Annotated in this window: 11 protein-coding genes and 1 pseudogene; 5 read left to right on the forward strand and 7 right to left on the reverse strand. The window is 63.7% G+C overall.

Going from position 1 to position 12,077, the window contains the following annotated elements:
* Window positions 1–6: 6 nt before the first annotated feature.
* From ptsP to LRS56_00965, 6 genes and pseudogenes are all read right to left on the reverse strand, one after another.
* Window positions 7–2,517 (reverse strand): phosphoenolpyruvate--protein phosphotransferase, encoded by a 2,511-nt coding sequence (gene ptsP / locus LRS56_00940; GenBank protein ID WDU63189.1) that lies wholly within the window; start codon window positions 2,515–2,517, stop codon window positions 7–9.
* A 29-nt stretch (window positions 2,518–2,546) separates the two neighbouring features.
* A complete protein-coding gene (locus LRS56_00945) occupies window positions 2,547–3,557 on the reverse strand; it encodes an SIS domain-containing protein (GenBank protein ID WDU65668.1) in 1,011 nt (336 codons plus the stop codon).
* Window positions 3,550–4,656: an N-acetylglucosamine-6-phosphate deacetylase gene (nagA, locus tag LRS56_00950; protein WDU63190.1), complete on the reverse strand. Its 1,107-nt coding sequence runs from the start codon at window positions 4,654–4,656 to the stop codon at window positions 3,550–3,552. The genes LRS56_00945 and nagA overlap by 8 nt, the downstream gene beginning before the upstream one ends.
* Before the next feature lie 10 nt (window positions 4,657–4,666).
* Window positions 4,667–5,425: a GntR family transcriptional regulator gene (locus LRS56_00955; protein WDU63191.1), complete on the reverse strand. Its 759-nt coding sequence runs from the start codon at window positions 5,423–5,425 to the stop codon at window positions 4,667–4,669.
* A gap of 264 nt (window positions 5,426–5,689) precedes the next feature.
* Window positions 5,690–6,194 (reverse strand): annotated as a pseudogene (locus LRS56_00960) (L,D-transpeptidase family protein).
* A gap of 19 nt (window positions 6,195–6,213) precedes the next feature.
* Complete coding sequence (locus tag LRS56_00965; GenBank protein ID WDU63192.1) at window positions 6,214–6,762, reverse strand: NUDIX hydrolase; 549 nt, start codon at window positions 6,760–6,762, stop codon at window positions 6,214–6,216.
* A gap of 146 nt (window positions 6,763–6,908) precedes the next feature.
* Between LRS56_00965 and LRS56_00970 the strand changes: the two genes are divergently transcribed.
* From LRS56_00970 to purT, 5 genes are all read left to right on the forward strand, one after another.
* Window positions 6,909–7,511 carry a CoA pyrophosphatase gene (locus LRS56_00970; protein WDU63193.1) on the forward strand — a complete coding sequence of 201 codons (603 nt, stop codon included), beginning with the start codon at window positions 6,909–6,911 and terminating at the stop codon, window positions 7,509–7,511.
* A gap of 36 nt (window positions 7,512–7,547) precedes the next feature.
* Window positions 7,548–8,072 (forward strand): gamma carbonic anhydrase family protein, encoded by a 525-nt coding sequence (locus tag LRS56_00975; protein WDU63194.1) that lies wholly within the window; start codon window positions 7,548–7,550, stop codon window positions 8,070–8,072.
* A complete protein-coding gene (locus LRS56_00980) occupies window positions 8,069–8,284 on the forward strand; it encodes a DUF1289 domain-containing protein (GenBank protein ID WDU63195.1) in 216 nt (71 codons plus the stop codon). The genes LRS56_00975 and LRS56_00980 overlap by 4 nt, the downstream gene beginning before the upstream one ends.
* Window positions 8,285–8,721: 437 nt before the next feature.
* A complete protein-coding gene (locus LRS56_00985) occupies window positions 8,722–9,189 on the forward strand; it encodes a VUT family protein (GenBank protein ID WDU63196.1) in 468 nt (155 codons plus the stop codon).
* 69 nt (window positions 9,190–9,258) lie between these two features.
* Window positions 9,259–10,440: a formate-dependent phosphoribosylglycinamide formyltransferase gene (gene purT, locus LRS56_00990; GenBank protein ID WDU63197.1), complete on the forward strand. Its 1,182-nt coding sequence runs from the start codon at window positions 9,259–9,261 to the stop codon at window positions 10,438–10,440.
* 106 nt (window positions 10,441–10,546) lie between these two features.
* Here purT and LRS56_00995 read toward each other — a convergent pair whose 3' ends face one another.
* Window positions 10,547–11,857, reverse strand: coding sequence for an MFS transporter (locus LRS56_00995; protein ID WDU63198.1), 1,311 nt, complete (start codon window positions 11,855–11,857; stop codon window positions 10,547–10,549).
* Between the last annotated feature and the right edge of the window lie 220 nt (window positions 11,858–12,077).

The raw sequence follows: 12,077 nt of genomic DNA on the forward strand, positions 1-12,077 counted from the left end.
TTGTTTTCAGCTCAGCGGCCAGTGGGTGTGACAGGCTTGGCGCACGGCCTTGGCGCTGCTCAGGTCGAGCAGGCCTTGGCTCAATTGCCGGCATTGCGCCGCATCCAGATGACGGATGCGGTCCTTGATTTCTGCGATTTGCGGCGGGCTCACCGACAGTTCGCTGACCCCCAGGCCCACCAGCACTGGCGTGGCCAACGGGTCGGACGCCAAGGCGCCGCACACGCCGACCCAACGCCCGTGTTTGGCCGCCCCGGCACAGGTCTGGGCGATAAGTCGCAGCAAGGCCGGGTGCAGAGCATCGACCCGGGCGGCGAGGCCGGCATGGTCGCGGTCCATCGCCAGGGTGTATTGGGACAGGTCATTGGTGCCGATGGACAAAAAGTCCGCATGCTCGGCCAGTTGTTCGGCCATCAAGGCGGCGGCAGGCACTTCGATCATCACCCCCAGCTCGGGGCGTTGGGTCAGTTCCAGCGCCACGCACAGTTCATCCAGGCGTTGGCGGATCTGCAGCAGTTCATCCACTTCGCTGACCATCGGCAGCAGGATGCGGCAGCGCGCCAGCGGGCACACTTGCAGCAGCGCACGCAGTTGCTGGTCGAGCACGTCAGGGCGCACCTGGGCCAGGCGAATCCCGCGCAGGCCCAGCACCGGGTTGGCCTCGACGGGCAGCGGCAGGTAGTCGAGTTGCTTGTCGCCGCCGACGTCGATGGTGCGGATGATCACGGACTTGTCGCCCATCGCATCCAGCACGGCCTGATAGGCTTGGCGCTGTTCCTGTTCATCCGGCGCGGTGCGGCGGTCGACGAACAGGAACTCGGTGCGCAACAGGCCGACGCCGTCCGCGCCGTTGGCAAAGGCCACCTCAGCTTCGGCACTGGAGGCGACATTGGCGGCCACCTCGATGGTGCGGCCATCGGTGGTGCGCGCCGGTTGCTGGGCCTGGGCCTGTTGCTGTTCACGCCGCAGTTTTTGCGCCTCGCGCATCTGCTGCACGTGGGCGTGGCGAGCTTCGCTGGGCGTCAGTTCCAGGCGACCGTTGGCCGCGTCAAGTACCACGCGTTGGCCTTGCGGCACGTCCAGCACCTCGCTGCCCAACGCGACCACACACGGCAGGCCCTTGCCCCGCGCCAGGATCGCCACATGCGAGGTGGCGCCGCCTTCGGCCATGCAGATGCCTGCCACCTGCTGCGCGCTCAGTTGCAGCAAGTCCGAGGGGGTCAGCTCATGGGCGCTGACAATCGCCCCGGCCGGCAATTCGAAATGCCAGGCTTCACCCAGCAGTGCGCGCAATACCCGTTGTTGCAGGTCTCGCAGGTCGTTGGAACGCTCGGCGAACAGCGGCTTGCCCAGGGCCAGCAGCACCGCGCATTGTGCCTGGATTGCGTCGCGCCAGGCGTGAGTGGCGGCGCTGCCGTGTTCGATGGCGGCGGTGGCCGCGTCCAGCAGGGCCGGGTCCTCCAGCAGCGCGAGGTGGGCGGCGAAGATCTCTTCTTCCGCTTGGTTTTTGCGCAGGCGGGCGTGGTCCAGGGTCTGGCGGATTTCACCGCGCACCTGCTCAAGGGCCGCATCCAGCCGTTGCAGCTGTTCGTCGGCGCGGTGATTGCCGGTGTCCGCCGGCAGTTCGATAGCGGTCAGGCGAAACAGCGGCCCGCACACCAGGCCGGGGGCTGCACACACGCCTTGCAACACATCTGCCTCGGTATTCGCCTTGCGTGGGGCGACCGCCACCGGCGCGCAATGCTCTTCGCTCATGGCCACCGACAGCGCGGCGACCAGTGCCTGCAAGGCCGCCTCGCAATCCTTGCCGCGACAGGTGACACGCACCTCATCGCCTTCACCGATACCCAGCCCCATCAGGCCGATCAGGCTGTCGCACGGCGCCGACTTACCGGCATAGTGCAACTGGGCCTGGCTGCTGAAACCCTGCGCGGTCTTGCGGACCAACGCGGCGGGGCGCGCGTGCAGACCGCCACGGTGGGTGATGCGCACACTGGCGCGGGCTTCGCTGACTGAGTTATCCACAGCCGTCTGCGTCGGCGCCGTTGAGCGCAGCGCAATCTGCAACAACGGCTCGCCGACCTTGACGATGGGTCCCGCCTGGCGCTGTAGCTCAAAGGCCTCGCCATTGGTCAGAATGATCAGGCTGACCAGGCTCTTGCACTGCCGCGCAATGCGGTCCAGGTCGAACTGCACCAGCGCCTGGCCACGCTTCACCCGGGCGCCTTCCTTGACCAGCAGCGCAAACCCTTCGCCATTCAGTTCCACGGTGTCGATGCCTACATGCATCAGCAGCTCGGCGCCGTTGTGCGCACGAATGGTCAGCGCATGCCCGGTACGGGCGACATGAATGATCTCCCCGTCACAGGGGGCGTGCAGGCAATCATTGAGCGGGTCGATGGCAATACCGTCGCCCATGGCGCCACCGGCGAACACTTCATCGGGAACGTCGCCCAAGGCCAGCACCGGCCCGCTTAAGGGGGCGCTGAGGGTCAATTGATTATTGTTGTTGGGCATGGGCACGGTACTCATCAGGAAAACGCAACTCAGTGGGTGCGGGTCACTTTGCTCAGGTGACGCGGTTGGTCCGGGTCCATGCCGCGGGCGACCGCCAGGTCGGCGGCCATTACGTAAAAACTCATGATCGCCAGGATCGGGTCCAGGCTCGGGTGTTCGGCGCGGCTCAGGGTCAGGTCGCGCTCGGCGATATCGTCCGGCGCGGCCAGCAGCACGCGGGCCCCGCGTTGGCGCATATCGGCGGCCAGGCTCAACAGGCCGGCTTGCTCGGCGCCGCGTGGGGCGAAGATCAGCAACGGGTAGTTTTCGTCGATCAAGGCCATCGGCCCGTGGCGTACTTCGGCACTGCTGAAGGCTTCGGCCTGGATCGCCGAGGTTTCCTTGAGCTTGAGCGCGGCTTCCTGGGCAACCGCAAAACCGGCGCCCCGGCCGATCACCATCAAGCGTTGGCTGTCACGCAGGGCGTCGATGGCGGTGCTCCAGTCCTGCTTGGCGGCGACACGCAACTCGTCAGGCAAGGCGCGGCAGGCTTGCAGCAGGTCGGCTTCCTGGTTCCAGTGGCCGATCAATTGCGCGCTGGCGCTGAGGGTGGCGATAAAACTTTTGGTCGCCGCCACGCTGTGTTCCGGCCCGGCGCACAGCGGCAGGTGGAATTCGCAGGCAGCTTCCAGCGGTGACTCTTCGGCGTTGACCAGCGAAATGCTCAGGGCGCCGCGTTTGCGCAGCAGGCGCAGGCTGTTGACCAGGTCCGGGCTTTGCCCCGACTGCGAGAAACCGAACGCCACCTGGCCGCTGACTTTCAACGGCGCCTGCAACAAGGTCACCACCGACATCGGCAGCGACGCCACCGGAATGCCCACGTGCTGCATGGCCAGGTAGGCAAAGTAGCTGGCGGCATGGTCCGAACTGCCACGGGCAATGGTCATGGCCACTTGCGGCGGTTGACGGCGCAGGCGACCGGCGACTTCTTCCAGCAGCGGGTCCAGGCGTTGCAGCTGCGCCGCGACGGCGTCACAGGAGGCCAGGGCCTCTTCAAGCATTTTTGAAGTCAATGGTGTCTCCTTCGACCATTACGTCAGTGAGGTGCAGGGAGCGGTCCAGGCGTACGCAGTCGGCAAAGCTGCCGGGTTGCAGGCGCCCGCGTTCTTCCAGGCCCAGGTAGTCCGCAGGAAACTGCGACAGGCGTTGTGAGGCTTCGCTGATGGGCAGGCCGATTTTCACCAGGTTGCGCAGCGCCTGGTCCATGGTCAGGGTGCTGCCGGCCAGGGTGCCGTCGGCCAGGCGCACGCCGCCCAGGCATTTGGTCACGGTGTGGCTGCCCAGCTTGTATTCGCCGTCGGGCATGCCGGCGGCGGCGGTGGAGTCGGTGACGCAGTACAGGCACGGGATCGAGCGCAACGCCACGCGCATGGCGCCGGGGTGCACGTGCAGCAGGTCCGGGATCAGCTCGGCGTATTGGGCGTGGGCCAGCGCGGCGCCGACGATGCCCGGTTCGCGGTGATGCAGCGGGCTCATGGCGTTATACAAATGCGTGAAGCTGGTAGCGCCGGCGGCGAGGGCGGCGACGCCTTCCTCATAGCTGCCCAGGGTGTGGCCGATCTGCATGCGCACGCCGCGTTGGCTGAGGGCGCGGATCAGGCTGTCATGCCCGGCGATTTCCGGGGCGATGGTGATCACCCGGATCGGCGCCAGGCGCAGGTATTCTTCGACTTCGGCCATCAACGCGGTGTGGGCGAAGTTGGGTTGCGCGCCGAGTTTCCCGGGGTTGATGTAGGGCCCTTCCAGGTGCACGCCGAGTACGCGGGCGGTGTTGGCCGGGCGGCTTTCGCAATAGGTGCCGATCTCACCGAGCACGCGGGAGATTTCGTTGACCGGCGCCGTCATGGTGGTGGCCAGCAGCGAGGTGGTGCCAAAACGCACGTGGGTGCGGGTGATGGTCTCGAAGGCTGTGGCGCCTTCCATGATGTCCTTGCCGCCACCGCCGTGCACATGCAGGTCGATAAAGCCCGGCAGCAGGTAGGGCAGGTCGTTGTCGGCCGGGTCGCAAGGCGTGCCTTCAATGGCGCTGACCTTGCCGTGTGCGTGCACCAGGCGGCCGCGCATCCAGCCGTGGGGCGTGAGGATATTGTCTTCGGACATGGGCAGTTCTCTAACGTCGCAGTTCAGCGGAGTAGTCTTGACGGCGCAGCTCTGCGACAAAGTCGTAGTAGTCGTTGCGGCAGTAGGTGTCGGTGATTTCAATCGGCGTGTTGTCGGCGGTGTAGCCGACACGCGTCATCAGCAGCATGGCGGTGCCGGGGGCGATGCCCACGAGCTTGGCGAATTCGTCCGAGGCATTGATGGCCTGGATATGTTGCAGGGCGCGCACGATGGGTTTACCGATGCTCTCCAGGTATTCGTACAGCGAGTTGCCGATGGCTTGCGGCTGCGGCAGCACCGAGGCGGGCATGGCGGTCATCTCGATCGCCATTACCGTGTCATCGGCTTTGCGCAGGCGTTTGAGGCGCGCCACTTTGTCGGTCGGCGACAGGCCCAGGCGGATCAGTTCTTCGTGGGTCGGCGGGGTGATGTCGCGTTCCAGCCATTGCGAGGTGGGCACAAAACCCTTGAGGCGCAACATCTCGCTGAACCCCGACAGACGTGACAGCGGCTGCTCCAGGCGTGGGGTGATAAACGTGCCGGAGCCCTGGCTGCGACGGATCAGGCCCTGGGCAAACAAGACTTCCAGGGCTTTACGGGCGGTAACCCGCGAAATGCTCAGCTGCTCGCTGAGGGCGCGTTCCGAGGGCAGGGCCTGTTCGGATTTCCACTGGCCGGCATGGATCGCCGCTTCCAGGTTACGCGCCAGTTGCAGGTACAGCGGGGTGGATTGTTTGTCGTCGGGGCGCAGCGTCAGGATGGTGTTCATCTGTGAAGTTTCCGATGCGGTTATTGGAGTGTTGTCGCCCGGTAGTGGCCGGAAATTAATACCACTTAAATACCATGTCAATGCAGCTAAAACGGTGCAGAACCAGGTTTCAGGGCGCTTTAATGGTGCCTGGTATCAAGTGGTATTAGAGAGGTCTTTATTGCGTGCACAACTACGCAGCCCGGCGCGATGAACTGGTATTCACCGGCGGGGGCTGCCTGAGGGCAGGAATTATTTTCGGATTATTTTACGAACGGTCGAAGATCAAGGCCGGATTTCGATCATCGTGCCGTCTTTGACCATGGTTCCAGACTTCACGCATGTCGACGTTGCGCATGCCGATGCAGCCGTCGGTCCAGTCCAGGGTGTGGAACCACTGTTCCGGGTAATCCTCCGTGTCGGGGGTGCCGTGGATCATGATCATGCTGCCGGGCTTCACGCCTTCACGACGGGCGCGGGCCGCGTCACTGATATTGGGGTAGGAGATGTGCATCGCCAGGTTGAAGCGGTCGCTGGTCTTGCGCCAGTCGATCCAGTAGAAGCCTTCGGGCGTGCGGCGGTCGCCCTCGATCAGCTTGTGACCCTTGGGGTTCTTGCCCAGGGAAATGCGATAGGTCTTGAGGGGTTTGCCGTCGTTGATCAGTTGCAACTGATGGGCGGACTTGAGCACCAGGACTTTCTCGACGGTTTTGCCGCCCAGGGTTTCCACGGTGGAGGCCGATGACAGGGTCGCGAATGACAGGCAGATAAGAGCAAGCAACCAACGCATTGAAACAGTATCCCTAGTGTTATGGAGCGGGCTTGCCCATTGGCGGCACGGCCTCGCTGCGCACCGGGAACGATTGTTGCCGACGGTCAGCGAAAAAGTATTCCAGCGTACGCCCGACCGTGCGGAAAGCCAGCTCTGACCAAGGGATGTCGGCTTCGTCGAACAGCTGTACTTCAAGGCTTTCGGGCCCGGCGGCAAAGTCCAGGTCGACCAGTTCGGCGCGGTAGAAAATATGCACCTGGCTGATGTGCGGCACATCGATCAGGGTGTAGATGCTCAGGTTGCGCACGCGGGCGCAGGCCTCCTCCAGGGTTTCGCGCATGGCCGCTTGTTCGACGGTTTCGCCGTTTTCCATGAAGCCCGCAGGCAGGGTCCAGTATCCCAGGCGCGGCTCGATGGCGCGGCGGCACAGCAGCACTTTGTCGCCCCACACCGGCACGGTGCCGGCGACGATATTGGGGTTTTGATAGTGAATGGTCGAGCAGTGATCACACACATAGCGCAGGCGTGCGTCGCCTTCGGGAATGCGCTGGGTAACCGGTTTACCGCACTGGCTGCAGAAATTCATGCTGGGGTTCCTGGAAAGTGCGTCTATCTTGGCTTGGCCGGCGGGGCCCTGCAAGTTGTCGTTTAGCGACACCACCCGGGTTTTGGGGTTGGGCGCCCGCACGCTTTGGTGCATGATGCAAGGTAGCCAACAGACCGAGATGACTCATGCTGGACGAGCTACTTCGCCGGGTAAGCAATCACACCCCCCACCTGCTTGAGACTGACGGGCGTTTCCCCGAGGCCGCGGTGCTGGTGCCGATTACCCGCAGTGACGAACCTGAGCTGATCCTGACCCTGCGCGCCAGCGGCCTGTCGACCCATGGTGGCGAAGTGGCCTTTCCTGGCGGGCGCCGCGACCCCGAAGACCCGGATCTGATCTTTACCGCGCTGCGCGAGGCTGAAGAGGAAATCGGCCTGCCGCCCGGCCTGGTAGAAGTCATCGGCCCGCTGAGCCCGCTGATTTCCCTGCACGGCATTCGTGTAACGCCCTATGTCGGTGTTATCCCCGATTACGTCGAGTACTTGGCCAACGACGCCGAGATTGCGGCGGTGTTCAGCGTGCCGCTGGACTTTTTCCGACAGGACCCGCGTGAACATACCCACAGAATCGATTACCAGGGCCGCAGCTGGTATGTGCCCAGCTACCGGTTTGGCGAATACAAGATCTGGGGGCTGACGGCAATCATGATCGTCGAGTTGATCAACCTGCTCTATGACGACGCCAAGATCAGCCTGCACCAGCCGCCCAAGAGCTTCATCAATATCTAAGCCGTCGCTTGAACGGCCAGCCGTGAGGGAACAACCATGAAATACCGCCTGGGCGACGCCCGCGTCGAGACTCATCCACACAGCTGGGTGGCCCCCAATGCCACGCTGGTGGGCAAGGTCAAGCTGGAGGAAGGCGCCAACGTCTGGTTCAACGCGGTGTTGCGTGGCGACAACGAACTGATCCTGATCGGCAAAAACAGCAACGTGCAGGATGGCAGCGTGATGCACACCGACATGGGCTACCCGCTGACCCTGGGCACCGGCGTGACCATCGGCCATAACGCCATGTTGCACGGCTGCACCGTCGACGATTACAGCCTGATCGGCATCAATGCGGTGATTCTCAACGGCGCCAAGATCGGCAAGCACTGCATCATCGGCGCCAACTCGCTGATCGGCGAAGGCAAGGAAATCCCCGATGGTTCGCTGGTGATGGGCTCGCCGGGCAAAGTGGTGCGTGAGCTGAGCGACGCGCAAAAACGCATGCTCGAAGCCAGCGCCGCGCACTATGTGCATAACTCGCAACGCTATGCGCGTGATCTGGCTGAGCAGGCAGAATGAACCCGATTGAACGCCCTGTCGCCTCGCCTTGCGTGAGCATTTGCGCGCTGGATGACGACGATACCTGCACCGGTTGCCAGCGGACTGTGGATGAGATTACGCGCTGGAGCCGCATGGACAACACCGAGCGCCGCGTGGTGCTGGGGTTGTGCCATGCGCGGGCGGTGGCGAGTGGGTTGGTATGGATGACGCCCGGTAAATCCGGCGCATAACCTGTGTAGCAAGCAGGCGTGTGTGGCAAGCCGGCTTGTGTGGCGAGCGGGCTTGCCCGCGTCGGGCTGCGCAGCAGCCCCAAAACCTGAAACCGTGGTTTACCTGACTAAGCGCGGCGAGCCTACTGGGGCTGCTTCGCAGCCCAACGCGGGCAAGCCCGCTCGCCACATTGATTGCAGTGCACTGCATCGGTTGCCAGCGGACTGTGGATGAGATTACGCGCTGGATGCGCGGGCGGTGGCGAGCCGGCGTGTGTGGCGAGCGGGCTTGCCCGCGTTGGGCTGCGCAGCAGCCCCAAAACCTGACACCGTGGTTTACCTGACCAAGCGCGGCGAGCCTACTGGGGCTGCTTCGCAGCCCAACGCGGGCAAGCCCGCTCGCCACATTGATTGCAGTGCATTACCCTGTGCGGCATTACCTACAGGCCCGTCCCGTCATGCTCTTCCTGATCGCCTACATCAGCAGCGTCGTGCTGATCAACTTCGCTTTTTCTACCGCCCCACACTTGGATGTCATCTGGTCCGCCTGGGGTGGCCTGGTGTTTGTCCTGCGGGACATGGTGCAAACCCGCTTCGGCCATGGCGCTATCCTGGCCATGCTGGCGGCGCTGGTGCTGTCGTATATCACCTCCGACCCGTCTATCGCGCTGGCCAGCGCCACGGCGTTCGCAGTGTCCGAGTGCATCGACTGGCTGGTGTTCAGCATCACCAAACGCCCGCTCCATGACCGTCTGTGGATAAGTTCGGCGCTGAGCATTCCCCTCGATACCTTCATCTTCTTCGGCCTGATTGGCGCACTCACGCCGGCGGTGGCGGGTACCGCGCTGGTGTCGAAATTCGCCGGCGTCACGGTGGTGTGGCTGATCATGGCCTGGCGTGTGCGCAAGCGGGCCGTCGCCAACTGAGGCCAATGGCTGCAGTTCATGTAAAATGCCGGCCTTTCTCCAAATGATCCGCTCCCCTGAGGACCTGAGATGACCCGAATCGGAACTCCATTGTCGCCAACCGCGACCCGCGTAATGCTGTGTGGCTGCGGTGAGCTGGGCAAGGAAGTGGTAATCGAACTGCAACGCCTGGGCGTTGAAGTGATTGCCGTGGATCGCTACGCCAACGCGCCGGCCATGCAGGTGGCGCATCGCAGTCACGTGATCAACATGCTCGACGGCGCCGCGTTGCGTGCCGTGATCGAAGCGGAAAAGCCGCACTTCATCGTGCCGGAAATCGAAGCCATCGCCACCGCCACCCTGGTGGAGCTGGAGGCCGAAGGTTTCACCGTGATCCCGACCGCACGTGCTACCTCGCTGACCATGAACCGCGAAGGCATCCGTCGCCTGGCCGCTGAAGAGCTGGACCTGCCGACCTCGCCGTACCACTTCGCCGACACCTTCGAGGACTACAGCAAGGCCGTCCATGACCTGGGCTTCCCTTGCGTGGTCAAGCCGGTGATGAGTTCCTCGGGCAAGGGCCAGAGCCTGCTGCGCAGCGTCGACGACGTGCAGAAAGCCTGGGATTACGCCCAGGAAGGCGGGCGTGCCGGTAAAGGCCGGGTGATCATCGAAGGGTTTATCGATTTTGACTACGAAATCACCCTGCTGACCGTGCGTCACATCGGCGGCACCACCTTCTGCGCGCCGGTCGGCCACCGTCAGGAGAAGGGCGACTACCAGGAATCCTGGCAGCCGCAAGCCATGAGCCCGATTGCCCTGGCGGAATCCGAACGTGTTGCCAAAGCGGTAACCGAGGCGCTGGGTGGCCGTGGCCTGTTTGGCGTTGAGTTGTTCATCAAGGGCGATCAGGTGTGGTTCAGCGAAGTCTCGCCGCGCCCGCATGACACCGGTTTGGTCACGCTGATCTCTCAGGACCTGTCGCAGTTCGCGCTGCACGCTCGCGCCATCCTGGGCCTGCCGATCCCGTTGATCCGACAGTTCGGGCCTTCGGCTTCGGCGGTGATCCTGGTGGAAGGGCAGTCGACCCAGACCGCGTTCGCCAACCTCGGCGCTGCATTGAGCGAGCCGGATACGGCGTTGCGTCTGTTTGGTAAGCCTGAGGTGAATGGCCAGCGTCGGATGGGTGTGGCGTTGGCTCGGGATGAGTCGATTGAGGCGGCGCGGGCTAAAGCCACCCGTGCTTCCCAAGCGGTTGTTGTAGAGCTGTAAACCGCGTCGCGTCTATCGCAGGCAAGCCAGCTCCCACATTTGATTGCATTCCTACAGGGTAAATGCGGCCCAAAGTGGGAGCTGGCTTGCTCGCGAAAGCGATCTATCAGACGACGCGATTTAAATCATTATCCCGCGTCTCTTTCAGGCACAGCACAGCAATCAAGCTGAGCAATGCTGCCGCCGACACATACCCGCCGACATAACTCAGCCCGCCCATCGCCACCAGCTTGGTCGCGAAGAACGGTGCGGCCGACGCTCCGACAATTCCTCCCAGGTTATACGCCGCCGAAGCGCCGGTATAACGCACGCGGGTCGGGAACAGTTCCGGCAGCATCGCGCCCATCGGGGCGAAGGTTACGCCCATCAGGAACAGCTCCAGCGCCAGGAACAACGCAACGGCCCAGGTTGAACCGTGGGTCAGCAGCGGCTCCATGGTAAAGCCCGACAGAATCGCCAGGACCGCGCCGACGATCAGCACCGGCTTGCGCCCGTAGCGATCACTGGCCAGGGCCGCCAGCGGTGTGGCCAGCCCCATGAACAGCACCGCAAAGCACAGCAGGCCGAGGAAGGTCTCGCGGCTGTAGCCCAGCGTCGATACGCCGTAGCTCAGGGAAAACGCGGTGGTGATGTAGAACAGTGCGTAGCACACCACCATCGACGCGGCGCCCAGCAAAACCGGCAGCCAGTGCTGGCTGAACAACTCCACCAACGGCACTTTGACCGGCGCTTGCTTGGCCACGGCGTTGGCGAACACCGGGGTTTCATGCAGCTTCAGGCGTGCATACAGGCCGACCATCACCAGCGCGGCGCTGAGGATAAACGGGATGCGCCAGCCCCAGCTGCGGAACTGCTCGTCGTTGAGGCTCATGGCCAGAATCAGGAACAGCCCGTTGGCGGCGAGGAAGCCAATCGAAGGGCCCAACTGCGGGAACATCCCGAACCAGGCGCGCTTGCCCTTTGGCGCGTTCTCTGTAGCCAGCAACGCCGCGCCGCCCCATTCCCCGCCGAGGCCCAGGCCCTGGCCGAAACGCAGCACGCACAACAGGATCGGCGCCCAGGCCCCGATGCTGTCATACCCGGGCAGCAAGCCGATCAAGGTGGTGCACACGCCCATCAACAGCAGCGAGGCCACCAGGGTCGATTTGCGGCCGATACGGTCCCCGAAGTGGCCGAACAGCGCCGAGCCCAGCGGGCGGGCGATGAAGGCGATGCCGAAGGTCAGGAACGACGCCAGCATCTGCGCGGTGCCGGAGGTCTGCGGGAAGAATACCGGGCCGATTACCAGCGCGGCGGCCGTGGCATAGATATAGAAGTCGTAGAACTCGATAGCGGTGCCGACGATGCTCGCCGTGGCGACGCGGGCGGTCGAGTTGGTCGGGGCGGCGGTCGCGGCCTCGTTATAGGTGGTGCTCATTGAGGTATCCCTGACGGTCATTGCGCGTTTGGACGCGGATTATTATTGGTCGAACACCCATGGATCAGGGTTGTGCGCGGGGCGGCTCGGGATGGGAGCGAACACCGCTCAGACACGGTAAAGCGGTGCCTGGACGCGCAGAGTGCGGGTAGCACGCGGTCGGGCGGGGCTCTGGTAAGCCGCACCGATTATAGGAAGGGGTTTGAACATACAACAAGGG

It is taken from the genome of Pseudomonas poae, assembly GCA_028869255.1.
GTDB classification, from domain to species: Bacteria; Pseudomonadota; Gammaproteobacteria; order Pseudomonadales; family Pseudomonadaceae; genus Aquipseudomonas; species Aquipseudomonas poae_C.